Annotated in this window: 16 protein-coding genes; 9 read left to right on the top strand and 7 right to left on the bottom strand. The window is 72.7% G+C overall.

Features of this window, described 5'->3' with window-relative positions; translation table 11 throughout:
• Positions 1–3: 3 nt before the first annotated feature.
• The gene (locus ETAA1_RS07075; RefSeq protein WP_202920716.1) at positions 4–6,432 is read right to left on the bottom strand and encodes a choice-of-anchor I domain-containing protein; all 6,429 of its coding nucleotides are present in this window, start codon (positions 6,430–6,432) and stop codon (positions 4–6) included.
• A 251-nt stretch (positions 6,433–6,683) separates the two neighbouring features.
• On the opposite strand from ETAA1_RS07075, the gene ETAA1_RS07080 reads away from it, so the two are divergent.
• From ETAA1_RS07080 to ETAA1_RS07090, 3 genes are all read left to right on the top strand, one after another.
• Positions 6,684–7,256, top strand: coding sequence for an ECF-type sigma factor (locus tag ETAA1_RS07080; RefSeq protein ID WP_145235597.1), 573 nt, complete (start codon positions 6,684–6,686; stop codon positions 7,254–7,256).
• A gap of 49 nt (positions 7,257–7,305) precedes the next feature.
• Positions 7,306–10,866, top strand: a complete 3,561-nt coding sequence (locus ETAA1_RS07085; protein WP_202920717.1) for a WD40 repeat domain-containing serine/threonine protein kinase — start codon at positions 7,306–7,308, stop codon at positions 10,864–10,866.
• Positions 10,867–10,940: 74 nt separating this feature from the next.
• Entirely contained in the window at positions 10,941–13,535 is a 2,595-nt protein-coding gene (locus ETAA1_RS07090) for a beta strand repeat-containing protein (RefSeq protein ID WP_145235603.1), read from the top strand.
• A 96-nt stretch (positions 13,536–13,631) separates the two neighbouring features.
• Here the strand turns inward: ETAA1_RS07090 and ETAA1_RS31605 are convergent, their stop codons facing one another.
• Both ETAA1_RS31605 and ETAA1_RS07095 read right to left on the bottom strand, forming a co-directional pair.
• Positions 13,632–13,787 carry a hypothetical protein gene (locus ETAA1_RS31605; protein ID WP_202920718.1) on the bottom strand — a complete coding sequence of 52 codons (156 nt, stop codon included), beginning with the start codon at positions 13,785–13,787 and terminating at the stop codon, positions 13,632–13,634.
• A 119-nt stretch (positions 13,788–13,906) separates the two neighbouring features.
• Positions 13,907–14,782 carry a YihY/virulence factor BrkB family protein gene (locus tag ETAA1_RS07095; RefSeq protein WP_145235607.1) on the bottom strand — a complete coding sequence of 292 codons (876 nt, stop codon included), beginning with the start codon at positions 14,780–14,782 and terminating at the stop codon, positions 13,907–13,909.
• A gap of 207 nt (positions 14,783–14,989) precedes the next feature.
• Here ETAA1_RS07095 and ETAA1_RS07100 point away from each other — a divergent pair, with 207 nt between their 5' ends.
• The 5 genes from ETAA1_RS07100 to ETAA1_RS07115 all read left to right on the top strand — a co-directional run bounded on the left by ETAA1_RS07100 (position 14,990) and on the right by ETAA1_RS07115 (position 17,563).
• A complete protein-coding gene (locus tag ETAA1_RS07100) occupies positions 14,990–15,178 on the top strand; it encodes a hypothetical protein (RefSeq protein ID WP_145235610.1) in 189 nt (62 codons plus the stop codon).
• 156 nt (positions 15,179–15,334) lie between these two features.
• Entirely contained in the window at positions 15,335–15,502 is a 168-nt protein-coding gene (locus tag ETAA1_RS07105; RefSeq protein WP_145235613.1) for a DUF1328 domain-containing protein, read from the top strand.
• Between the two features lie 42 nt (positions 15,503–15,544).
• Entirely contained in the window at positions 15,545–15,712 is a 168-nt protein-coding gene (locus tag ETAA1_RS31610) for a hypothetical protein (RefSeq protein WP_202920719.1), read from the top strand.
• 180 nt (positions 15,713–15,892) lie between these two features.
• A complete protein-coding gene (locus ETAA1_RS07110; RefSeq protein WP_145235617.1) occupies positions 15,893–16,282 on the top strand; it encodes a response regulator in 390 nt (129 codons plus the stop codon).
• Between the two features lie 171 nt (positions 16,283–16,453).
• Positions 16,454–17,563 (top strand): sensor histidine kinase, encoded by a 1,110-nt coding sequence (locus tag ETAA1_RS07115; RefSeq protein WP_202920720.1) that lies wholly within the window; start codon positions 16,454–16,456, stop codon positions 17,561–17,563.
• A 169-nt stretch (positions 17,564–17,732) separates the two neighbouring features.
• Here ETAA1_RS07115 and ETAA1_RS07120 read toward each other — a convergent pair whose 3' ends face one another.
• Both ETAA1_RS07120 and ETAA1_RS07125 read right to left on the bottom strand, forming a co-directional pair.
• Positions 17,733–18,065, bottom strand: a complete 333-nt coding sequence (locus ETAA1_RS07120) for a hypothetical protein (RefSeq protein ID WP_145235623.1) — start codon at positions 18,063–18,065, stop codon at positions 17,733–17,735.
• A gap of 352 nt (positions 18,066–18,417) precedes the next feature.
• Positions 18,418–20,049, bottom strand: a complete 1,632-nt coding sequence (locus ETAA1_RS07125; RefSeq protein WP_145235624.1) for a hypothetical protein — start codon at positions 20,047–20,049, stop codon at positions 18,418–18,420.
• Positions 20,050–20,349: 300 nt separating this feature from the next.
• Here ETAA1_RS07125 and ETAA1_RS07130 point away from each other — a divergent pair, with 300 nt between their 5' ends.
• Entirely contained in the window at positions 20,350–21,744 is a 1,395-nt protein-coding gene (locus tag ETAA1_RS07130) for a transposase (RefSeq protein ID WP_145233609.1), read from the top strand.
• A gap of 168 nt (positions 21,745–21,912) precedes the next feature.
• Here the strand turns inward: ETAA1_RS07130 and ETAA1_RS07135 are convergent, their stop codons facing one another.
• Positions 21,913–24,921, bottom strand: coding sequence for a serine/threonine-protein kinase (locus ETAA1_RS07135; RefSeq protein ID WP_145235627.1), 3,009 nt, complete (start codon positions 24,919–24,921; stop codon positions 21,913–21,915).
• Complete coding sequence (locus ETAA1_RS07140) at positions 24,914–25,552, bottom strand: RNA polymerase sigma factor (protein WP_145235630.1); 639 nt, start codon at positions 25,550–25,552, stop codon at positions 24,914–24,916. Before ETAA1_RS07140 ends, ETAA1_RS07135 begins: the two co-directional genes overlap by 8 nt.
• Positions 25,553–25,565 lie beyond the last annotated feature (13 nt).

The raw sequence follows: 25,565 nt of genomic DNA on the forward strand, positions 1-25,565 counted from the left end.
TCGTCAATCGACCGGGATCGCCGCGAGCGTGAGGTCGAGCGGGTCGCCGGTCGCCCCGTCGAACGCCCGCGGGGTCGGCGTCGCGCCCGCCTCCGGGCCGACCACGATGTCGTCGATGCCGTCGCCGTCCACGTCCGCCGCGGCGACCGTCAGCCGGATGCGGAGCGCCGGGTCGAACGCGAAGAAGCTCCGCTCCTCGCGGCCGGTCGCGTCGAACGTGCGGACGTGCGGGGCGCCGGCGTCGCCGGCCACCGCCACCACCTCCACCGCCCCGTCGCCGTCCACGTCGCCGGCCGCGACCAGCACCCCGCCGCGGAACGCCGGGTCGAAGGCGAAGAAGCTGGCGAACTCGGCCCCGCCGGCGCCGTCGAAGACCTTCACGTGCGGCGCCCCGCCGAACCCGGCGCCGGCGATCACGTCGAGCTTGCCGTCGGCGTTCACGTCGGCAATCGCCACGCTCACCCCGCCGCGGAACTCCTGGTCGAACGCGAAGAAGCTGGCGAGTTCGGCGCCGGTCCGGCCGTCGAACACCTTCACGTGCGGCGCCCCGCCCGGGCCGGTGCCCGTCACGATGTCGGCCACGCCGTCGCCGGTCACGTCGCCGACGGCGACGGTGAGCCCGCCGCGGACCGACGGGTCGTAGGCGAAGAAGGCCCGCGCCTCGGCCCCCGTCGCCCCGTCGAACACCTTCACGACCGGTCCGCCGCCGACGCCGGCACCCGCCACCAGGTCGGCCGTGCCGTCGCCGGTCACGTCGCCGAGCGCGGTGCCGACCGGGACGTTCGCCCCGGGGAACGCCACGAACCCCGCCGGCGGCGCGCCGGTGGTCGGGTCGATGAGCGCCGGAACCGGGTCGGCCGGCGCGGCGACCGTCAGGGTAACCGTGGCCGGGGCCGAGACCGCGACCCCGTCGGACACGCGGTAGGTGAACGACGTGGTGCCGGCGAACCCGGCCGCCGGCGTGAACACGAACGACCCGTTCGGGCTGAGCGCCACCGCCCCTTGCGCGGCCGGCATCGCGGCGACGAGTTCCGCCGTCAGCGCCGTCCCCTCCGCGTCGGTGTCGTTCGACAGCACGCCCGGCGACCCGACCGTCAGCCGCGACCCGGGGGCGACCGGGTAGGCGTCGGCCGCGGCGGCCGGCGCGTCGTTCACCGGCGTCACCGTGATCGTGACCGTCTGCACGACGCCGGCGAGTGCCGCGGGGTCAGCCGCGGTCGCGGCCTGCACCTGGAACGATGCCGTGCCGGTGAAGTCCGCCGCCGGGACGAACCGCAGCGCGGCCGCCTGCTCGATCGTAATGACCGCGCCCGCCGGAACGAGGATGTCGCCGTCGAGGCCGAGCACCCCGCCGACCACGTTCGTCACCTGCACGTGCGTCACGCCCGTGCCGCTCTCGGCCGTCGGGGCGACGCCCAGGTTCGTCGCCGGCGTGTCCTCGGCCGTCGTGACCGGGGCCGGAACGACGAGTCCGAGCAGCACCGTGTCGGCGCGGGCGGCGAGGCTCTGGATGCGGGTGTCGCGGGCGACCGGCGTGTCCGCCTCGGCGTAGGCCGGGCCGCCGGCCGGGAAGTTCTGCTGGAAGAACAGTTCGGCGGCGCGCTGCTCGCCGAGCGGGGCGCCGCCCTCGGACAGGTCTACCCGGTCGAACACGGCGGGGGTGTTCTGGGTGCGGAACGTCGGGAACGGGTAGTTGTCGCCGCCGCGGCCGTCGTTGTCGCCGTCCTCCACCAGGAAGCTGAGGGTGACGACGCGGACGAGCCGCGCCGGGTCGCCGACCACGGCGCCGTCCTGCACCAGCACGTCGACGACGTTCCCGGCGGCGTCCACGACCGCGGCGTTCCGCACCCGGGTGCCGGGGGTGACGGTGGCCAGTCCCGTGCCGGCGTTCCCGGCGATGACCTGGGCCGTGCCGGCGGTGTCGAAGCTGAACCGGATGCCGCCGACCTGCGCGAACTGGCCGGGCGTCTGTCCCGGGCCGGTCGCGGCGACGGCGTGCTCGAGCAGCACCTTCACCTGCGCGGCGGTGACGGTGACCACCGAAAGCGTGTTGTTGAACCGCAGGGCGTTCTCGATGTCGAGGTCCGACACCTGACCGGCGAGTTTTCCGGCGTCCGGGTTGGCCGCGGTCGGGCCGCGCACGCCGGTCGTGCTGTCCACGGTGCCGACCGAGTCGCGGATGCCGCCGCCGTTCTTGATCGACACGGTCGTCGGCACGGCGCTGGTGTCGAACTGCTGCGCGGCGAGGAGGTTGGCGTCGGCGGACAGGTTGCCGAGGTTCGTCTCCTCGGTCCGGACCTCGGCGCGGAGGCCGTTCAGGTACACGTCGGACCGGCCGAACAGCGTGCTGTCCTTCAGCGTGATGACGGCGTCGATGGCGTCCGTCACCTGCTTCACCGCCGCCGCCTTCGTGCTCACCACCTCGGCCACGGCGCCGGGTCCGTACAGCCGCTCGACGCCCGCCTGGTCGGCGGCGTACGCGCCGTTCACGTCGGCACTCAGCGCGTTCGTCTGGATCACGCCGTTCGCGTCGAACGTCAGCACGAGCCGGCCGACGTAGGAGAAGTTGCCGTCGGTGCTGACGAGCAACAGCGGGTTGCCGTCGGCGCCCGTCGCGGTGACGGGGTACGGCCCTTCCGCCGCGTCGCCGGCGCGGAGGACGTCGGTGTTGTCAGCGAGGCGCGTGTCGGACCCGCCGGCGATGATGACGTCCACGCCGCTCAGCAGCCCGGCCAGCGCCTGTTCCTCCGAGAACTGCTGGAGGTGCGACAGGAGGACGATCTTGTCGATGCCGAGCCCTTCGAGGATCGTCACCTGCGCCTGCACGATGCCGGCGAGCTGCTGGAGCTGCGCCGGGGTCAGGCTCCCGGTGACACCGGTCGGGCTGACGCCGACGTTCCCCGGCGACGAGATGCTGGCGAGCAGCGGCGTGGTGATGCCGATGACGCCGACGAACTCGGTGCCGGGGCCGTCGCCGTCGGCGTCGATGATGGCGCTCGGGGCGATGCGGCCGGCGGCGAGGCCGGTGGTGCTCACGCCGGCGGGGGCGATCGACCCGCTCAGGTCGGTGCCGGTGAAGGTCAGGTTCGCCGACAGATACGGGAACGTGGCCCCGCGCCACTGCCGGGCCGGGGCGGGGGCGTTCGCGCCGCCGGTCTGCCCGGCCTGCGGCTGGATGACGTTCCGCAGCTCGCGCTGCCCCTGGTCGAACTCGTGGTTGCCGAGCGCCGAGGCGTCGAACCCGATCCGGTTCATGATCTCGACGCCGGCCCGGCCGGGGCTCGCCACGTCGCCGTTGGTGCCGGTCGGGTTCGAGTTCAGCACCGTGTTCAAGCTCGGGTCGCCGCTCGCCGCGTAGAACGGGCCGGCGATGAAGTTGTCGCCGGACGACAGCAGCACGCTGCCGGCAAACGCCTGCTTCCGCGGGTCGCCGGCGGTAAACAGGTCGCGCTCCAAATAGTCCACCACGGCGGCGAACCGCGGCGCGTCGTCGCCGGCGGCGATGCCCGGTTCGAGGTCGGAGGCGTGGAGCAGCTGCAGCGTGAACGCGCCGGGGGCGGCGTCGTACATCGTGACCGTGCCGCTCACCTCGTTCGACACGACCACCGCGGCCCGGCCGGTCGGGCTGTCGGCGGCCGACAGGAAGAACAGCCCCTCGGGCGCCAGGTCGCCGGGGGTGTCGAGGTAGTCGGTGAACCGCGGCGCGACCGGGTCGGTCACGTCGAACACCGCGACGCCGCCGAACCGCTCCAGGCCGATGAAGGCGTACGTGCGGCCGTCGATGACGCCGACCGCCACGGCCTCGGGCTCCGGCCCCTTGTTGTCGCTGCGGGTGTCGAACGTGGCGGGGGTGCCTTCCGCGTTGAACCGCGCCGGGCCGAGCAGCGCGGTGAGTCGCTCCAGGGCGTCCCCGCTATCGGACACGCGGGCGCCGGTGGCCGCGTCCCACACCGAGAACGACCGGGCGCCGAAGGTGTGGATCTGCTCGAACTCGGCGTCGCCGTCGGTGTTGCCGCTCGCGGTCGTGACGGTGAGGCGGCCGAGGTTCTGGTTTAGCTTCAGCGTCGCGGCGGTCGGGAACGCCGCCGGGTCGAGCACGTACGCGCCGGCGCCGACGCGGACCTCCTCGGCGAACCCGGTGTAGTCGCGGGCGTCGCCCTCGTTCGCGGTGACGTAGTACGTCTTCCCGCCGACCGTGTACGTGGCGATGGCGTCCGGCATGTACATGCCGAACACCGGCTGCTTCTGGATGTTGACGCGCCCGGCGGTGAACGCCGGACCGAGGTCGCGGTCGCTGGCGTCGAGGCCGTTGCTGGTGGCGAACGACAGCAGCCCGAGGCGGATCGGCTCCGGGTTCGGGTTCAGCGGGATGGTGCCGTCGCCGGCGATGGCCTGGGCGAGGACGCCGAAGTCGTTGTCGTTGAGCAGCGCGAACGTGGTCGCGTCGATGCGGGCCAGCCCCTCCGGCTTGCTGACGCCGGTGTACCCGACGGCCGCGGCGTTCACCGTCAGCGTCTTCTTCACCGGCACGATGCCGGCCGCGGCCAGCTCCGTCGCGTTGAGCTGCTCGATCGTCTGGCCGGCGACCGCGGCCGGGGCGGTCAGCGGGTTCGGCAGGGTGGTGATGTTCGTGGCGCCGGCGAGGTCGATCTCGTAGACGAGCTTGTTCGAGTCAGCGCCAGTGCGGTCGTCGCGCTCGAGGACCATAAACTTGCCGCCGCCGAGCGACACCGCGTCGCCGATCTTGTCCGTCTTCGCGGTCCCGGCGGCGGTCGTGTCGCGCATCACGTACACGTACTCGGCCGTCACCGCCTTCGTGCCCACGTCGAACTCGACGACGCGGACGTTGCCGTTGTTCCGCACGCCGGCGTTGCTGGTGTCCGGGTTGTCGAGCGTGGTCTGCACGAAGGCGTAGAGCTTGTTCACCGCCGGGTCGAACGCGACCGCCTCGAACCCGCGGTTGGCGCGGCGGAACTGGCCGAGCACGGCCGGCAGTGCCTCGGTGCCGAACGTGCCCGCCGGCTGCCCGACCGCGGCGGCGGTCCCCTGCGGCACGAACCGCTCGATCAGCTTCCCGGTGGCGTCGAAGTGGTAGATCGCCGGGCGGTACTCGTCCACCATCCAGAACGAGCCGTCCGCGGCGACCACGACCCCTTCGAGGTCGGCGCCGAGGGCGTCGTTCGGGAGCTGGTTGCCGAACAGGTCGATCGGGATTTCGTCGGTGTACGGCGTGGCCTGGGCGCCCGCCTGGAGGTTCGGCAGGCCGGTCAGTGGCGAGCCGTCAGCCTTCGTCAGCAGGATTTGACCCGTCAGCGTGATGGCGCCCGTCGTGCGGTTCAGCTCGAAGCGGACGAGCCGCGGCTGGAAGGTCGGCAGCGCGAACGGCCGCTCGTTCCCTGGGGTGCCGGGGATCAGGTCGACCGGTTCGCCGTTCGGCCCACGGTCGGTGTGGGTGATGAACTTCAGGTTGCCGCTGACCGGGTCGGTCCCCTCGAAGAACAGGCCCGAGAACCCGCCGAGCTTGATCGCCTGGCCCGCCGGGAACGTCGCCGACGGGGCGGTGGTGCCGACGGTCGGCAGGTCGGCCGGGTCGAAGTCGTAGTTCCGAACGGTGGCGATGTTCTGGCTGTAGTCCTTCAGGCCGAGCGGGCGGAGCTGCGTGACCGTAGCCGTTGCCAGGTTCACGACCGCGACGGCGTTGTTCTCCTGGAGCGTGACGTACGCGGTCGTCGAGTCGGGCGAGACGGCGATGTACTCGGGCTCGAGGTCTTCGGCGACGGTGGCGAACGGGCCGAACAGGCGGATCCCCTGCGCCCGCAGCGCCGCCTCCTGGCCGTTGAACGACGTGAACCCGGCCGTCGTTACCGTCGCGCCGGCGGCAGTCCCGGCGGCGGGGAGGGTGACGATCGTGACCGAGCCCTCGGGGTCGTTGTTGGCCGCCGACGTGTAGTTGTTCGGTTCGCCCTCGTTGGCGACGACCAGCCGCAACCCGTCCGGGGTGAACGTGACCATGTCGGGTACGGCGCCGACCGGGTACGAGGCGACGAACGCGCCGGTGGCGGCGGTGAAGAACGCGACGCGACCCGGGTCTTGCCGGACGGCCGCCTCGAACGCCACCGCGACGAGCCCGTTGCTCGTCGCCACGCTGTTCGGGATGCCGGCCGTGAACCCGGGGGCGTCGGTGATCAGGGCGGCGGTGAGGTCGCCGACGTCGACCGGCGTCGCCGGAGTGGCAAGGCTGAGAATCTCGACCCGTGTCGCACCCGCCTCGGCGTTGAGGACGAACAGCCGGTCGGAGCCGGGGTCGAAGGCACTGATCTCGGCGGCGGCGCTGCCGCCCACGTCGTAGCTGAACACGCGGCTGAAGGCGACGGCCGGTACGGCGCGGTCTTCCAGCGGCTCGAACCGGAGGCGGGCGGGCGGGCGGCTCATGCGGCGGGTCCGGGGTGAGAAGGCAGGGAACATGGCGAGTCGGGGGTGAGTTACGGGGGTGGCATGAAGAAACGTGAAATGTCTGGTAGCGGTTTCGTGAAGAGGCGGGCGCGGGGTCGGGCAGAGTCCGGCCCGAATGAAGACAGGGGGTGACGAATTACTTGGACTCGCCGCGCGGTAGTGCTCGCCGGGGTCGCCCGGTGGGCGGGGCGACCCGTTGCGGTGGCCCACCGGTCAAGTATCCTGAACACATGGCCGACGTGACCCGCCTGTTGGATGCCGTCGCGGCCGGGGAGGACGGGGCCGGCAACCGGCTGTGGGCGGCCGTGTACGCCGAGCTGCGGACCCTCGCCGCCGCGCAGGTGGCCCGCGAGCAACCGGGCCACACGCTCGACCCCACCGCCCTGGTTCACGAGGCGTTCCTGCGGCTGGCCGTGGACGAGGGGCACACGTTCGCCAACCGCCGCCACTTCTTTGGCGCCGCCGCCACCGCCATGCGCCGCATCCTGGTCGAAGCGGCCCGCGCCCGCGGCCGGGAGAAGCGCGGCGGCGACCGTCGCCGCGAGTACGCCGACCTCGACGCCCTCGCCGCCGGCGGGTCCGACGACGACCTGCTGGCGCTGCACGACGCGCTCGACCGGTTCGCGGCCGTGGACCCGGAGCGGGCGAAGCTGGTGGAACTGCGGTTCTTCGCCGGGCTGACCCTGCCGCAGGCCGCCGAGTGCCTGGGGGTGTCGCCGTCGACCGCGGACCGCGGCTGGCGGTACGCCCGGGCGTGGCTGCACGCGGCGATGGCCGACGACGAAAACTCGGCCGGCGCGTGACGTGCCGCGGCCGCCGGCGGCGCATGTGTGTGTAATGGACGAGGCCTCGTTGTTCCTGGCCGCCCTCGACCGGCCGACGCCGGCCGACCGCGCCGCCTTCCTCGCCGACGCCTGCGGCACCGACGCCGCCCTGCGGGCGCGCGTCGAGCGCCTCCTCGCCGCCGACTCCGGTGCCGGCATCCTCGACGCCGCAGTTCGACCCGTGCGCCCGCTCGTGGCCGGCGGGACGTTCGCGGTCCGCTACCGGCTCGTGCGCCGCCTCGGCGCCGGCGGCATGGGCGAGGTGTGGGCCGCGGACCAGACCGCCCCCGTCCGTCGGCCCGTCGCGCTGAAGGTGATCCGCCCCGGCCTCGACCCCGCGGCGCTGCTCGCCCGCTTCGAGCTGGAGCGGCAGGCGCTCGCCGTCATGGACCACCCGCACATCGCCCGCGTGTTCGACGCCGGCGTCGCCGACGGGCTGCCGTACCTGGCGATGGAGCTGGTCGCCGGCGAGCCCGTCACCGCGTACTGCGACGCCCGGCGGCTCGCGGTCCGCCGGCGGCTCGCGCTGTTCGTGCCCGTCTGCCGGGCGGTACAGCACGCGCACCAGAAGGGCGTCATCCACCGCGACCTGAAGCCGGCGAACGTGCTCGTCGCCGAGGTGGACGGGGCGCCGGCCCCGAAGGTGATCGACTTCGGCATCGCCAAGCCGGCCGGGCTCGACGCCGGCGACGGCGTCCGCACCGGCCGCGGGGTGCTCGTCGGCACGCCCGAGTACATGGCCCCCGAGCAGGCCGGCGGCGCCCTCGACGTGGACACCCGGGCCGACGTGTACGCCCTCGGCGTGCTGCTCTACGAGCTGCTGACGGGCGTGCCGCCGATCCGCGCCGCGGGGCCGGGCGCCGCCGGGCTGCTGGAGTTGCTGAGGGCCGTGCGCGAGGACGACCCGCCGCCGCCGGGCCGGCTGCGGCCGGAGCTGCGCGGCGACCTCGACGCGGTGGTGATGAAGGCGCTGGAGAAGGACCGCGCCCGCCGGTACGACACCGCCGCCGACCTGGCCCGCGACGTGGAGCGCGTCCTCGCCGGCGAGCCGGTCGCGGCGCGGCCGGTGGGGCGGGTCGAGCGCGGGCGCCGGTGGGCGCGGCGGAACCCGGCCGTCGCCGGTCTGCTGGCCGTCGTCGCCGTGCTGCTGCTGACCGTGGCCGTCGGCGCGTCGGCGTTCGCCGTCCGGCTGCGCGACGCGCTGAACGATTCCGAATCCGCCCGCAAGGACACGCGCCGGCAGCTGTGGCAGGCGCAGCTGAGCCGCGCCGACGCGACCGCGCAGGGCGGCCTGCCCGGCCAGCGGACCGCGAGCCTGGCGCTGCTGCGGGAGGCGCTCGGCGCGGCGCGGGAGCTCGGCCTCACCGACGCCGACCGGGCCGCCTTCCGCGACGTGGCCGTGGCCGTGCTCGGGCTGCCCGACTTGGAAGTCGAGCGCGAGTGGGACGGCTACCCGCCCGGCACGCGGCACGTCGCCGCCGACGCGAAGCTGGAGCGGTACGCCCGCGCCGACCAGTCCGGCGCCGTGAGCGTGCGCCGCGTCGCCGACGATGTCGAAGTGTGCGCGCTGCCCGGCGGCGGGAAGCCGGTGCGGGTTACGCTGAGCGACGACGGCCGGTCGCTCGCCGTCGTGGACAGCGGCGGCGCCGGCCGCGTGTTCCACCTCGACGGCGCGACGCCGAAGCCGCTGTTCGCCGCGGGCATGGACCCGGCGCGGGCGCCGCACTTCAGCCCGGACGGCGGCCGGCTCGTGTTCGTCGCCGGGGCGACGCTGCGCAGCTGGGACCGGGCGACGGGTGAGGTGTGGTCGTGGCCGCTGCCGGGCCGGGCGCACGGCGGGTCGGCGCTGTCGGCCGACGGCCGGCTCGTCGCCGTCGGCTGTGCCCCGACGGGGCCGGCGGTGCTGCACGTCCGCGCGGCGGACGGCGCCGACTACGCCGAGACGCTGCCGCTGACCGGGGCCGCGGAGAGCGTGGCGTGGCACCCCGGCGGCCGCGTCGTGGCCGTGTTCACCGGCCGGCGCGTCCGCCTGCTCGAGGTGCCCGGCGGCCGCGCGCTCGGCGTCCTCGACGGGCACCGGGCCGACGGCGGGCGGGTGGCGTTCGACGCGGCCGGCGACCGGCTGTTCAGCAACGACTGGCTCGGCCTGCTACGCGTGTGGGACTGGCGCGGCGGGCGGCAGCTGCTCACCCTGCCGGCGGCGTGGCCCGACCACGACCGCATGACCGCCGCCGGCGACCGCCTGTTCGTCCACGGGGCCACGCCGTCGACGCTGCGCGTGGTGCGGTGCGAGCCGGGCCGCGAGCGGCAGGCGCTCGGCCGGCCGCCGGCCGCCGGCCACGACCCGACGCCCGACCCGCTCGGCCGGTTCGTCCTCGTGTCCGGCGACCGCGGCACCGCGGCGCTGGCCCCGGACACGGGCGAGGAACGCGGCCGGCTGAAGTCCGGTCACCGGCCGTTCCTCCTGAGCCAAAGTCTGCTCCTCACGTCCGGCACGGACGGCCCGCACCGGTGGCCGCGGGCCGACGACGCGGCGGCGCGGGTGACGCGGTTCGGCCCGCCCGAGTGGCTGGGGCCACCCGTGTCCGGCGGCGCCGAGACACACGGGGCCAGCGCCGACGGCCGCGTGGTGGCCGTGCCGAACCACTCCGCCGGGGCGGTGGTGCTGCACACCGCCGCGCCGTGGCTCGTGGCCCCGACCGGGCCGCAGGAGTTCGTGCGGACGTGCGCCGTCAGCCCCTACGGCCGGTGGGTGGCGACCGGCAGCGGCGAGAGCCCGACGAGCAGCGGCGCCCGCGTGTGGGACGCGCGGACGGGGGCGCCGGTGTACTCGTTCCCCGTGCCGGGGCTGTGCCCGGTCGGGTTCAGCCCGTGCGGCCGGTGGCTCGTCACCGGCGGCGGCGGGCTCCGCGTGTGGCACGTCGGCACGTGGGCGGACGGGCCGGCGCTGCCGGGCGCGGCGTCGGCGGTGGGCTGGGCCTTCACCCCCGGCGGCGACATCCTCGCGGTCGGCGGCCACGGCGAGGTGCGGCTGGTGCGGCCGGCCGACGGCGCCGAGCTGGCGCGACTGCCGCTGCCGGGGCTGGGAAAGTTTCAGCCCCGCGCCTTCTCCGCCGACGGCGGCCGGCTCTACGTCACCGACCTGGAGACGAGCGGCGTCGTGACGTGGGACGTGCGACGGCTCCGCCGCGGGCTCTCGGAACTGGGCCTGGACTGGGACACGCCGCCGATCCCCGCGGAGGGGCCGGCCGCGGCCGGGTGGCGGGTCGAGTTCGTCGGCGTGGACCGGCTCGGCCGGCCGTGGGCGGAGGCGGTGAAGGCCGCGGAGGCGAACTGGCTCGACGTGGGGGCGCGGGCCCGGCTGGCGGCCACGTCGAAGACGCCCGCCGAGAGCCTGCTGCACGCCGGCGTGGCGCTCGGGCTCGACCCGACGCGGCTCGACGCCCGCCTGTACCGCGCCCGCGCCGCTCTGCAGTTGCGGCAGTTCGATGCCGCGGCGGCCGACGCGGCGGCGGTGCTGGCCGCCGTGCCCGGCCACCTCGACGCGACGCGCGTCCGCGACGCCGCGGGAAAAATCCCGCGCCGGTGACGTGCCGCGGCCCGTGGCGGCGCACGGAAGGGTGACGCGAGACCCCCTCGCCCGCCACCCCCGGAGCCGGCCGCATGTCCGCCACCCTCTTCCGCCCGGCCGTGCAGCGCCTCGAAGCCCGCGACACGCCGGCGTTCACGTTCTCGCTGAACGCCGCCGGCACAACCGCCACCCTCGTCGGCGACGGCGCCGCCGACACGCTCGTCATCAGCGCCTTCGGCGGCGCCCTGTCGCACAACCGGACGGGCGACCCCGGCGTGGCCAGCGCCCTGGACTGGGACACGAGCGTCCCCGACACGCAGTCGCTGCCCGCGGCCGCCGCGTCGCGGGTCGAGATCACCACCCTCGGCGGCGGCGACGACGCGCTGCGGATCGGCGACGGCACCCGGTCGGCCTCGAGCCTCCTCGCCACGTTCTTCCTCTCGGCCGGCGGCGCCGGCAGCGACAGCCTCCAGATCAACGACAGCCTCGAAACCGCCGGCCGCACCTACGAGTACACCGCCGACACCATCACCGCCCCGGGGCTGAGTGTCGTCAACGTCGGCACCCTGGAGTTCGGCATCACCGTCCTCCTCGGCAGTGGCGCCGACACGTTCAACGTCCTGTCGTCGCGGCACACGCTGGCGGTCGAGACGAACGGCGGGGCGAACGTCGTCCGCGTCGGCAGCGCCGCCGCCGGCCTCAATCAGGTGCTGGAGAACGTGTTCGTGGACGCCGACGGCGGCACCGTGACCGTCATCGCCGACGACACCGCGGACGCGACCGCCGACGCGGTGAACGTGTCGAGTTTCAACTTCACCGGTACCGTCGCCGGGCTGTTCGCCGGCACCATCACCTACGACGTGCGCGAGCTGACGCGGCTGGACGTCCTCGGCGGCAGCGGCGGCGACACGTTCTCCTACGCCAGCAACACCGTCACCACCGCCGTGTCGCTGTTCGGCGGCCTCGGCGACGACCAGTTCGTCCTCGTCGCGTCGAGCGGCGTCGGGGGCACGCCGACGCTCGCCTTCGACGGGGGCGAGGGGAACGACCGGTTCGACGTGATCGGCGGCGTCGTCCCCGCCGGGCTGGCGCTGCTGATCCGCGGCGGCGACGACACCGACCTGCTGAACCTCGGGGCGCCGACCGGCGGCACCGCCACGGTGACGCACGCCGCCCGCGGCCGCGGCACCGTGCAGCCCACCACCGGCGTCACACCCGTGGACTTCAGCAACCTCGAAGGCGTGCGGCTCGACGGCAGCCCGGGGACGGTCATCTTCAACCTGCCGGCGACGCCCAACCCCGGCGTGCAACTCGCCGACGACGGCGGGGCCGGCGACCCGTTCGGCGCCGCCGAGGCGGGCCGGTCGCTCCTCGCCGGGCCGACCCTGACGCCGACGCGGTTCGGCAACCCCACGGTGGCGGCGGTCGTGAACGGCGGCGCGGCCGCGGACGCCATCACGATGGCCGCGATGGACACCGCCTACGCCCCGACGGCCACGGGGCTCCAGGCCGGCGGCACGTTCCTCCGCGGCGGCGCCGCCCCCGACACGTTTACCGTGCTGCCCGACGCCGACAGCCTCGTCAGCGTTGACGGCGGCGACCCGACTGCTGCGCCGGGCGACACGTTGTTCGTCGCCGGCGTGATGACCCCGCCCGGCGGCGCGCCGACGCCGAGCGGTACCGTCGGGAACCTCAGCTACACAAACATTGAGGCCGTGCGGTTCGGGCTGGCCGGCGGCGGGTTCGCCGTCGGCGGCGCGACCGCGGCGCGGACGTTCAACGCGGACCGCTCCGAGGCGTCGAACACCACCCCGTTCGGGGCCGGGTTCGCCGGCGGCGTCCGCGTCGCCGGGGCCGACTTCACCGGCGACGGCGTCGCCGACCTGGCCGTCGGCACCGGCCCCGGCGTGGTCGCGCTGGTGCTCGTGCTCGACGGCGTGACCGGGGCCGAGTTGTTCCGCATCTACCCGTTCGAGACGTTCACCGGCGGCGTGTTCGTGGCCGCCGGCGACATCACCGGCGACGGCCGGGCCGAGCTCGTCGTCACGCCCGACGAGAACGGCGGGCCGCGCGTCCGCGTCTTCGACGGGAGCGGGTTCGGCTCGCTGGCCGACTTCCTCGGCATCGACGACGCCAACTTCCGCGGCGGCGCCCGCGCGGCCGTGGGCGACGTGACAGGCGACGGGTTCGCCGACCTGCTGGTGAGCGCCGGGTTCGGCGGCGGCCCGCGCGTGGCCGGGTACGACGGCCGGACGCTCGCCACGGCCCGTACGAAGCTGTTCAACGACTTCTTCCTGTTCGAGCAGGCGCTCCGCAACGGCGCGTACCTGGCCGTCGGCGACGTGAACGGCGACGGGTTCGCCGACCTGATCGGCGGCGGCGGCCCCGGCGGCGGCCCGCGCGTGCTGGTGAAGAGCGGCGCCGACCTGCGCGCCGGCAGCACCGACGGGGCGGCGGTTCTGGCGAACTTCTTCGCCGGCGACGTGAACAACCGCGGCGGCGTCCGCGTCGCGGCGCGGGCGCTCGACGCCGACGCGCGGGCCGACATCATCACCGGTGCGGGCGCCGGCGCCGGCAGCCGCGTGACGGCGTACCTGGGGGCGGCACTGGCACCGAGCGGCACCCCCGACGCGGTGGCGTCGTTCGACGCGTTCCCCGGCTTCACCGGCGGCGTGTTCGTGGGCTGACGTCTGCACCACGTCCCGCCCGGCGTACCGCGGATTCGTCAGCAACTGGTACAGCGCCGAGCGGGCGAACGGCGTCCCACCCGTCACGCGGCCCGTCTAGTCCACCCATCGCTTCGCGACCCATTCCCGGCGCGCCAGCTCCTTCACCGCCGGGAGGAGCGACCCGTGCCGGTGGTAGCGGCCGAAGATGTCGCGGACCCGCTCGGCAGTGGTCATCTCGGCCGGATGGAGCGGAGAGAAGTGATCGGCCACGGGGTGCCCTCGGGCGGGGCGCCGGCCGGAGCAGCCGCCCCGACCCAGGAACGACCCCGACCGGGAGCACTGTGTCGGAACTGTGGTGTCGGATGAGGAGCCGGAGAGACGGAATCCCGTCAACCCTTCACCGCCTCTGCGTTACGAGTCGGGAGGATCGCCCGGCCCCCTCGCCGCGCCGTCACCTTCGTCACCTCGGCCCCGAACACGAACACCAACGCCGAGTAGTAGAGCCAGACCAGGAAGGCCATCAGCGAGCCCGCCGCCCCGAACGCCGACAGCGCCACCGTGTGCCTGAGGTACACCCCGATCAGCACCTTCCCGACGGTGAACAGGACCGCGGTCAGGAGGGCGCCGACCCCGACGTCCCGCCAGTGCAGCTTGGTGTGCGGAAGGAATTTGAAGAGCATGGCGAACAGGGCGGCCTCGAACCCGAACAGCGTCACCAGGTTCGCGCCCCGGACGGCCAGCTCGGCGCCGGGTACGGTGCCCGCGGCGTAGCGGCCCGCGGCCTCGGTCGCCGTCGTCAGGACCAGCGAGGCGAGCAGCAGGATCCCGATCGCGACGCCCATGCCGAGCGACGCCACCCGGGCGAGGACGAACGTCCGGACCGGCCGGCCGGGCTTCGGCCGGACCCCCCACACGTCGTTCAACGCTTCCTGGAGCTCGACGAACACGCCCGTCGCCCCGACCACCAGCGTGACCAGGCTGACCACGATGGCGACGACCCCGGCCTCCGGCCAGCGGGCGTTCGCGACGATCTCCCCGACCGCCGCCGCTGCTTCCTCCCCGACGAGCCCGGTGAGCTTGGCGGCCACCTCGCCCCGCGCCCGGTCGCCGTAGGCGGCCCCGGCCATGGCGAGGGCGATGACCAGGAGGGGCGCGATGGATAGGGCGCTGAAGAACGCCAGGGCGGCGGCGATCCGCGGGGCACGGTCGTCCAGCCACGCCTCACCCGCCTCCCGCACGACATCCCAAATCACACGAAGTTTCATGCGCTCCCCCGACACACCCAGAGGGCCGCTTGCGACCGTTGGCCGGATCGCGGCAGTGTACGTGTGCCGGCACGAATCGCTCCACGCCGCCGGTTACCAGACGAATCCGGCGGTCCGGCCGGCGTGCGAAGCCGCCCCAAGGTTCGCGTCGAACGCCGGCGTGCCCTCGTATAACACCATGTCCCTCTTACCCCCGCGGAGACGCTTGTGGCGCGAAAATACGACCCGGCGAAGCTCAGTCAGGCCGCCGCGAATTACGACGTCCACCACGCCCTGGTCGCCGCCGTACGGCGGCTGGCCCGGCTGGCCGGTGGCCCGCAGGAGGCCAAGGACGTGATCGACGCGGTCGCGGCCGCCGACGCGGTGGAAGAGGAGAAGGAAGACAAGGCGAAGTAGGACTGGTCGAGTGCGACCGCACTACGCCCCGGCAGGCCACGACGGCCGGCCGGGGCTTTATTATTGGCCCCGACGTGTCGGGAGGTGATTTGCGGTTCGACAGTTGCAGTACACATGGCACCGAGCACGCTTCGCTGCTCGCCACCAGGTGTCGCAATGGTCCGCTGGGCTATCGGGTACTTCATCGTCGCCTTGATCGCCGCCCTGTTCGGATTCGGCGGGATCGCGGGCGAGGCGGCGTGGATCGGGAAGGTCCTCCTCGTGGTGTTTCTGATCCTGGCGGTGGTGTCGATGGTTGCAGGCCGTCGCTCGCCGCCCGCGTAACCGGAACGCCGCGGGTCGCCTCCTGACGGTAACCGGTCCGAAGTGCTCCAACCAGTCCACGCGGGTGGGGAGACCGAGGCGGCGCCGGTCGTGCAGGCGTACCCGAGCCGGCGCCCGCGCTGCAACACGGACTTCGCGCTCGACCCGGCGGGCGGGGCCGCCCGGGTCGGGCCGACCGGGTGGGCGGTCCGTGCCGACAAGCACGGGTGAGTCGGCCGGGGATGTCAACGATGCTCGTGATTCGGGGCGGTCACGTCCGGGTCAGGCGGTTCGACCCCGAGCCGCGCGCTCCCGGGGCGTGCGCGATACTACTTCGATGCGACGTGACCCCGGGTGGAGAGATCCGATTCGACGCGACTGAGTCCGAATACTAGCCCGGCGGGGACCGCGATGTTCCGCGTGATGTGCGTCGACGACAACCGCGACCTCGCCGATTCCGAGGTGATGCTGCTCCGGACCCACGGGTACGACGCCCGGGCGTGCTACGACGGCCCGGGCGCGATCCGGCTGGCCGCCACGTTCCGCCCGACCGTCTGCCTCATCGACCTGAACATGCCTGGGATGGACGGCGACGAACTCGCCGGTCGCCTCCGCGCGTCGTGGGCGGGTGAACCTCCGGTGCTGATCGCGGTCACGGCGATGAACAACGAGGACGCCTTGCGCCGCATCGCGGAGGCATTCGACCAACACCTGGTCAAGCCGGTCGACCCGCGCGAGCTGGTCAGGCTGATCGACGCCCAGGCGGAGGTCGGTCGACCGGATCGACCTGCCGGGGAGTGAGCCATCCCCGCGCCCGATTCGCTCGCCGGCGGAGTCGGGTCGAACGAGGCGACGGACCCCCACCGGTCCCGGGCGCCGGCCGCCGACTTGTGTCGACCCCGACGGTGGAATAAACTCATGCGGTCAGGGACGAAGCGGCGGTCCGCACGGATCGAACCGCCCACGGAGGGCATGTTGGTCACCACCGAAGAGTTGCTCCGCCTCGCGCTCGACCAGTCCAAGGACTACGCCCTCATCCTGATCGACACCACCGGAGTCGTCGTCGGCTGGCTCGCCGGGGCCGAGTACGTCCTCGGGTACACCGCGGCCGAGGTCGTCGGTCGGCCCTTCGACCTCATCTTTACGCCCGAGGATCGGGGCCGCGGGGTGCCCGCCCACGAGCTGGCCGTGGCCGCCGCCGACGGCCGGTCCGAGGACGACCGCTGGCAACTTCGCAAGGACGGCTTCCGGTTCTGGGCCGGCGGCGTGCTGACCCCGCTCCGGGACGGGACCGGGACGATCGTCGGGTTCAGCAAAGTGCTCCGCGACCGGACGGACGTCAAGGCCCAGATCGACGCCCTGGCCAACTCGTCGCACCGCCTCCGGGTGTTCCTCGGGACGGTGGTGCACGAGCTGCGAAACCCGCTGGCCCCGCTGGCCAACGCCGTCGAGATCCTCCGGATGACCCCGGCCGCCGCGTCGGTTGTCGCCCCGGTCCAGATGATCGAGCGGCAGGTGGCGGTCATGCGGCGGCTGGTCGACGACCTGATGGACTTCACCCGCGTCGGGGCCGGGAAGGTCCGCCTCCAGCTCCAGGCGGCTCACTTCGAGGGCGTGCTGAGTTCGGCGGCGGCGGCCTGCCGGGTTGCGGCCGACGAGCGGTGCCAAACCCTGAAAGTGCTCCTCCTGCCCACCAGGACGATCGTCCGCGCCGACCCGGACCGGCTCCAGCAGGTGGTCGTCAACCTGCTCACCAACGCGATCAAGTACACCCCCGACGGCGGTGAGGTGTGGCTAAAGGCGACCGTCGAGGGGAACGAGGCCGTGTTCCGGGTCGAGGACACCGGGTGCGGGATCGCCCCGGACGTGCTCCCCCGAATCTTCGACCTGTTCACCCAGGAGGCGGAGTCCCTCGACCGCTCCCAAGGGGGCCTCGGCCTCGGCCTGCCGCTCGTCAAGGAGCTGGTCACCCTTCACGGCGGCACGGTCCAGGTGCGGAGCGAGGGGCGGGGCAAGGGGAGCGAGTTCACCGTCCGGCTGCCGTTGTTTCGAAACGAGGACAGCGAACCCGGCACGACGTGACGAACCGAGGTCGGAACGGACCGGGCGAGAGGGCCACCCGCCCGCCGGTCGTCGATAACCCGGCGGCCGCCCTGTCTTCCGACCTGTCGAAGCCCGAGGTGGTGCGAAGCGCGGACGTGCTGGTCGAGCCCGCCCGCGGGCGGGCGGAGCTGGATGTCCGGGCGGGCGGCTACCGTAACGCCTCCAGGAACCGGTAGTCGTACATCCACTCCCAGTCGGGCAGGTCGCTCAGGACGGCCACCCGGCCGCCGGACACGAACGCGAGCTTGAAGACCTCCCACTCGGCGTCGCTGATGCCGCCGACGTGGGACGTCGCCCCGCCCTCGTCCCACGTGATTGTCACCCCCCGCCCGCCGACGCCCTCGTAGCTCCCGATCCCGGTCAGCCGGCCGGAGTGCCAGACGAACGCCGCCCCGGCGGCCGTCGCCTGCGCCGCCCCCAACCCCTCGGCGCTCGGCTCGTGGAGTTGGTGGCCCTTGGTCGCCGGCTTCTTCTTCCCCATCAGGCGCTCTCCGTGTGGCTGCCCCCGTCGGCTCGTGCCGAATATCTGGTGGCGGATATATCATACGAAAATTCGATCCCGATGGATTCGCCAGGAGTGTAGAACCACCGGGGTGGCGCCCGCGTCGCGATAACGAGCGCCGAGGGCGACGCACGGGCCGACGAGGCCGTCGGCAGCGGGGCGGGCCGGCCCGCCCCGCTGCCGGCTGTACCTGGGCAAGGACTTCACCGGCGGCGGGGAGGCGCCGGCGCCCGACCTCGACGTGCTCGGCGGGGCGGTGCTGGCCGACGGGGTGCACGTCGGCTGACGGCTGGTTGCTTGCCGCGGTTTCGGTCTGTCGACGGGGGCTGGCTCAAGCGGGCTGGTACTGCTGCATGAAGATGCCGGAGTCGTCGCCCGGCCCGTAGCCCTCCCAGACGATCACGAACTTCCCGGCTTCGGTCGCGGCCACGGTCGAGCCCGATTGTGCCCCCTGCGTGGTCGTGTTGACGATCAGCTCCTCCCAGAGGTAGCCGGTCGCGGACAGCCGCTGGACGCGGATCTCCCCGTGCGGGGTTGAGTTCGACCACCGGTTGTACGTCCAGGTGAAGGTCACGTTCCCGGCGCCGTCGATCGCGACGGCCGCGTCCCCCGCCACGGTAACCGGTGCGAAGGCCGCGGTGCCGTCCGCGCGGAACACCCGGGCCACGCTCGTCGTCTCTGCCGTCGAGTACGTTATCACGAACTGCCCGCTCGCGTTCATCGCCACCGACGCGGTGGGGAGCACCGACCCGGCGGTGAAGGCCAGCTTGGTGCCGAGCTTCTTGCCGGCCGCGTCGTACCGCTGGGCGTAGACTTGGTGTTGACCGTTCACGTGGTCTTCCCAGGCGACGACGAACTTGCCAGTCGCGTCCATCGCAAGGCTGCCCACGGCGTTGACCAGGTTCTGGGTCGTGACCTGAATGGCGCTGCCGTTGAGCGCCCCACCCGCCTGGAACCGCTGGACGTTGAGCGTGTAGGTCGTCTGCTGCCAGCCCCCGCGCTTCGCCGTCCCCAGCTTGAACAGCACCGCGAACCGCCCGTCGTCCGCGACCCCCACCCCGCGCACCGTCGACGTGTGCGTGGCGTCGCCGACGGAGACCGTGACCGCCGGCCCGCCGGATCCGTCCGCCCCGAACACCCGCACGAACGACGAGCTCGTTTTGGTCGTGGAGTTGTAGCTCGACCAGGCCACCACAAACCGCCCGTCCGCGGTCATGTCGACGTGGAGCGGGGGGTGGTTGTTTGCAGCATTCCGGTTCGACGTACCGACGTCGAACTCCCCCGCGGGAGAGGGGTCCTGGGGGGTCCCGTTGGCGTAGAACAGCCGGGCCCGGATGGTGGAGGTCAGGTTGTCGAGGGACGACCAGACGACCACATAGTTGCCGAGCGCGTCCGCCGCGACCGCGGCACGGCCCTGCACTCCCGCCGTCGCGACGTTCACCGCGGCCTCCGGGCCGACCGGCTGGACAGCGGCGTCGGCGAATGACTCGAGATACGCCCCGAAGTTCCGTTCCACCGGCGGCTCGGTATCGCTGTTCCGGATGGCGTACGAGAGCGTCGGGGTGGTGTTCATGTACCGCCCGCCCGCGCCCACCGGTTGGACGATCCCGACGAGGTCGTATTCTTCGCCCGTGGTGGAGTTGACAAAGGCGGGGACCTCGTTCGTCGTGTCGAACGTGTAACTCCCGGCCGCGTCGGTGACGGTCGACGTCTCCACCGCGTCGTCGAAGACTCCGTTGCGGTTGACGTCGAGGAACACGGTCCACCCGGGGTGCCCGCCCTCTCCGGCATCCGGGGTGCCGCTGTGGTTCTCGTCATCAAACACGACCCCGCGGAGGCTGCTCGGTACGGTGCGGTCCTCCATCGACTCGACCTTGAGCCGGGCGCGGGCCGGCGTGCGGGCGGGCCGGGGGCCGGGTTCGGTCGCGACCCAAGCGCGGAGCCAGTGGCGGGGCGAGGACATGGCTTACTCCTGTGGTCGGGCTGGTCCGGCACGGGCCGGGGGGCGGCGCGGCCGACCGACGACGGTCGCGCTTCACTGCGGCAGTGGTTCCCGCGGAAGTGGCGGAGAACTCTCACGCCGACGATGACTGCCGGTAAGCCGCCCTTCCTTGGGAAAGTGTGACGGCGACTTCGGGAAATGTTCCGGGTTGAGCGTTGCGCAGGTGATAGGTCCGGGAAAGCAGGCCATTCACGGTGACGCATCCCGGTCGTAAGCCGTCCGCTGGCAGGGACTTGGCCAAGCCAGGGAGAGGGCGCGCCCATGCTGTTCGGTGGGGTCTTCGAGCGGTTCCTAGAGGAGAGCCCGCTCAGCGTGATGTCCCGGGCGACCATCGAGCACGCCCTCTCGGCCTCGGCCCTCGACGCGCTGTTCGACCGGACCGCCGAGCGCGGGTACACCCGGGAGTTGCTGTTCTCCACGACGGTCGATCTGATGACCCTGGTGGTCGGCGGCAAGGCCCTCCACGTCCAGGCCGCCTACCGGCACCTGCGGGACCGCGTCCCGGTCACCCTCAAGTGCGTCTACGACAAGCTCCGGAACATCGAGACGGGCGTGTCCGCGGGGCTGGTCGCGCACGTGTCGGGCCGGTGCGAGGGGCTGATCACCGCGCTGGGCGGGGGGTGCAAGAGCCTGCTGCCGGGCTACCGGGTGCGGGTCCTCGACGGCAACCACCTGGCCGCCACCCAGCGGCGGCTGGGCGTCACCCGGGGGCACACCGCCGGCCCCTTGCCCGGGCAGAGTTTGGTCGTGCTCGACCCGGCCCTGATGCTGGTCACCGACATCGTCCCGTGCGAGGACGCCCACACCCAGGAGCGGGCGCTGATCGACCAGATTGTGCCGCTGGTGCGGGAGCGGGACGTGTGGGTCGCGGACCGCAACTTCTGCACGGCGGAGTTCCTGTGTGAGGTGGCCGCCCGGCGGGCCTACGTCGTCATCCGACGCCACGGGAACCTGAGCGTCGAGGCCGAAGCCGGGTACGGGGCCGAGGTCGCGACGGACCGGGGCTGGGTGGGCGAGCGGCGGGTCTGGGTCTGCTGGGGTGGGGCGCGGTTGGTGCGCCTGCGGCAGGTGCGGGTGCGGCTGCGGGCGCCGACCGCGGACGGGGACGCGGAGGTGGAGATCCTGACCAACCTGCCGGCGAAGGTGCCGGCCAAGAAGGTGGCCGAGATCTACCTCAAGCGGTGGAAGATCGAGGGGGCCTTCCACGAGTTGACAGTCGCCTTGAACTGTGAGGTGAACACCCTGGGGTACCCCAGGGCCGCGCTGTTCGGGTTCTGCGTGGCGGTGGCCGCGTACAACGTGCTGGCCGTACTGAAGGCGGCCCTGCGGGCGGTGCATGGTGAGAAGAAGGTGCAGGAGGAGGTGTCGGGGTATTACCTGGCGCTGGAGTGGGCGATGGTGTACGCGGGGATGATGATCGCCCTGCCCGCGTCGGAATGGGAGGCGTTCGGTCCGATGCCCAGCCCGGAGTTGGCCGGCCACCTCCGCGAGTGGGCGGGCAAGGTCGACCTTGGGAGGATCAAGAAAGCGCCGCCCCGGAAGCCGACGAGGACGGCGACCCGACGGATCAAGGACAAGAGCCCACATGTTTCCACGGCCCGGTTGCTCGACGAGGGGAAGAAGACCCGTCAGGCGAAAGTCAGCCGGAATCCGTGAGTCTCACACCGTGAATGGCCTGGTCCGGGAAAGTGGTGGCCTCGTCCGGTGGGAACCCGGCCGTCGCTCTGCTCCGGGTGAGGAACGTGGCTGCCCTCGATAACTGTGGCGTCTCCACCGTGGTCGCTGCCGGGGGAACCGTGGGTTCGACCCCACGGCCCCACCGCATCAGTTGTTTGGACGAGGGACCTCCTTCCGCCCGCTGACCGGGATGTTGATTTGATTCGTGCCGCTATAGGAACTCCTGTCTTCGGATAGCTGGCAGGTGTCGACCCATTCCCCACCGGGAGCGGTCTCATCAGGCCACCGCATGATCAGAGTTTTGCCATCGAACGACCAACTTCCCTGACCCATCGGGTCCGTCGCCCGTCCGATGATCGACGTCGCGTCCGCTCGCAGGGTGATTGGGACGGGTGTTCCGTCCACGACCTGGTGCAACCAGACGCCGACGAGTTGGCGGGCCGTCGGATGGAGTTTTTCGGGGGCGGGCGGCGTGAAGCGTGCCATGACCCGCCGCGGGGGCGGGGCGACCGCGACGCGAAAGTCCTCGATCGCCTCGGCGCGCACCCGGATCAGTACTGGGTCGCGGGCGTTGTGTTTCTCCGCGTCCTCGAGTGCGAAGTCGTAGGCACGACGCGCGTCCAACGACCGATCCGGCTCGACGCGTTCGAGACACCGCGCACGGAGAAAGAGTTCCACGCTATCCAACGGCATACTCAGGTGGCTACTTCCTTTGGATTCGTACAGTTCGTGTACCCCGGCCCAGTCCCCACTTTGGGCCAGTGCAACTCCGAGCACCCGGCGAGCCACACGGTTGTCCGGCTCCCGGGCGAGCTCGGCCTTCGCCAGTTGGATCGCACGGGAGGGATCGCGGAAGCAGGGGTCCGGGCAGGTCGCCAGAAACCACCCGAGCCCGTACGCGGAATTGGGGGTCTTCTCGAAGCTCTCGAGTGCGTCCCGGAAGGCCCCCGCCGCGTCGGCGTACCGGTCGTGTAAGGTGTACATCTCGCCCATCAGATTCAGGGTCTGTGCCTTCAGCTGGTAGAGTTGCGAATCCAAACCCTTCGGGCGCGTTGCTTGGGTGCTGATCAGCTCGAGGATTTCCCGGCAAGCCGTGTCGGCATCGGTGGCCGCCCCGCGCTCGGCCATCAGGGTCGCGAGCCCGAGCTTACTCCGCCCAGCCAACAGGACCATGAACCATTCCGTCCCCGCCTTGTTAACCTTAGTCTCCATCCCCGGCTTGGTAATATCCGCCTCCGCTCGCTCGAGGTGGGCGAGTGCCCGGCGGAATGCCGCCTCGGCCTCGGCGCCACGCCCTTGCTGGTGCAGACACATTCCGACGTTGTTCTCTCCCAAATATGCCGAGAGGAGGTAAGTGTAACGATCGCCGGGTCGGCACGCGGCCAGCGTTCGAACGCTCATCGCCGCCATTTTGTTACCGACCTCCGCCCCGGTCTCAAACTTACGCAGGTCACGGCACGTGTTTGTTATTTGGCTGTATAAGGCCACCAACTTCTGTGGATACTCGCTTTTATCCGGGTAGGCGCTGACTGCCTCCTCCAGTGCGGCAGCCATCTGCAAGTTGAGGTCGAGGGCCGTGCGCGGATTTGCAAATAATTTTTCTAGTTTTTGATCGTTTGCACCTCCGAGCCTCGCGATCACGCCGAGCGAAATCGTGAGGGCCCGATCGGACCGCTGGAAGTCGGCCTGTGCGCGGCCCAACGCGGCGGCCTCGGCCTTCCGGGCCTCACGCTCGGCGGCGAGCGCGTCGGTCCGGTCTTTCAGCGCGTCGGTCCGGTCTTTCAGCGCGCGGTCGCGCTCGTCCCGCTCGCCCCGAACGATGACCAGCGCCCCCGTCAGCACGACCAGAGCCACCGCCAACGAGGCGAACGCTGCCATCACGACGGCACTGTTCCGCCGGGCCCACTTGCCGACGCGTTCCGCCGTCCCGGCCCGCTTCGCCCAGACCGGCCTCTGCTCCAGGACGCAGCGGAGGTCGGCGGCGAACTGTTTGGCAGACGGGTAGCGGCGCGCCGGGTCCTTCTCGATCGCCTTGAGGACCACCGTCTCCAGGTCGCGTGGGATCGAACGGTCCACCTTGCGGGGGGCGACCGGGTCGGCCGACACAACCCGGGCCAGAACCTCGTGGCGGTCGCGCCCGGCGAACGCCGGGGTGAGGGTGAGCAACTCGTACAGGGTGGCCCCGAGCGAGTACACGTCGCTCCGGTGGTCGACCAGGTCGTGCTTCGCCCCGGCCTGCTCCGGGCTCATGTACCGCAGGGTGCCGATCACGTCCCCGGTCCCCGTCATCCCCGGATCGGCGGCCAGCTTCGCGAGCCCGAAGTCGGCCACGAACAGGTGCCCGCTGCCGTCCACCAGCAGGTTCCCCGGCTTCACGTCCCGGTGCACAACCCCCACGGCGTGGGCGTGCTCCAGGGCGTCCGCCGCCTGGATCCCCCACTCCACCACCCGCCGGACGTACGCCGCATCCGCCGGCGGTCGGGATGACGCCGTGCCGGGGGTTTGCGGACGATCTTCTGGGGTGTCGTCGGTGGTGTCCGGGGCAAAACTTCGGGTCGGGTCCTGCGCCGCGGCCGCCGGCTGCGGTGTGCCGGTCGGTGGCGCCTCCCCACGCCGCTCGCGGACGAGGTCGGCCAGGGTCCGGCCGTCGACGAACTGCATGGCGATGTAGTGGAACCCGCGGTCGCACCCGACTCCGTGGACCCGGACCACGTGCGGGTGGTCGAGCGACGCCGCGGCCAGGGCCTCGTTCCGGAACCGCTGCAGCTGCCGGGGGTCTGCCACGGCCGCGAACGGGAGGATTTTCAGGGCCACCCGCCGGCCGCCGAGGGACACCTGCTCGGCCTCGTACACCACTCCCATCCCGCCCCGCCCGACCTCCCGCACGATGCGGAAGTCCCCGAGCTCTTCGAGGCGTTGGGGAGCCGATCCGGTCGGCGGGTGTGGCGGTTCGGGACGTGGGGTGGGGGCGGCCAGCCGGAGGGCCGCCAGGGTCCAGCGGATGTCGTCTGCCAGCGCCGGGTGGCGGGCGGCGTACTCCTCCGGATCCGGATCCTCCCCGGCCGACCGCCGGGCCAGGTAGTCGTCGGCCACCCCGGCCAGCAGGTCGGCGACCTCGTCCCCACACTCGCCCGAGTCGCCCGCGCGGTCACTCATCGCATTTCTCCAAGACCCCCGACTCCCGGAGTGCCCGCTGGAGGCGGAACAGCGCCCGCCCGTACCGCTGGCGGGCGGCCGCCGGGTCGACCCCGAGGAGCAACCCGGCCTCGACGTGGGACAGCCCGTCGACGTGCCGCAGGACGAGTATCTCCCGGTCCGCCTCCGCGAGCCCCTTAACGGCCGCCGCCACCTGGTCGGCCACTTCCCGCGCTTCGGCCGCCTCGCTCGCGGTCGGCTCGGGGGCGGCCAGCGACCGGGCCAGGGCGACGGCCGACGGGGCGAGCCCGCCCTCCTCCCGGCCGACGTCCCGGCAGTCGGCTCGGTGGGCCCGGCGGATCTTCAGAAGCCGCTCGTAGGCCGTCTTCCGGGCCCACAAGTGGAACGGCATCGGCCGCCGCTCGAGGAAGTCGGGCAGCCGCCGGGCCATCTCGGCCAGGGCCTCCTGGGCGACGTCGGACGCGTCCACCCGGGTCCGGACGGCCGGGTCCAGGCGGCCGCCGACGAACGCCACCAGGGCTGGGCGGTGGCGGGCCAGGAGTTCGCCCGCAGCGGCGGCGTCGCCGGCCTCGACCCGGCCGAGCAGGCCGAGGGTGTCGCCCGAGTCGGGCTGTGGGTGCGCAGCGGCCATACCGCTACCTTCC

Source organism: Urbifossiella limnaea (genome assembly GCF_007747215.1).
Taxonomy (GTDB): domain Bacteria; phylum Planctomycetota; class Planctomycetia; order Gemmatales; family Gemmataceae; genus Urbifossiella; species Urbifossiella limnaea.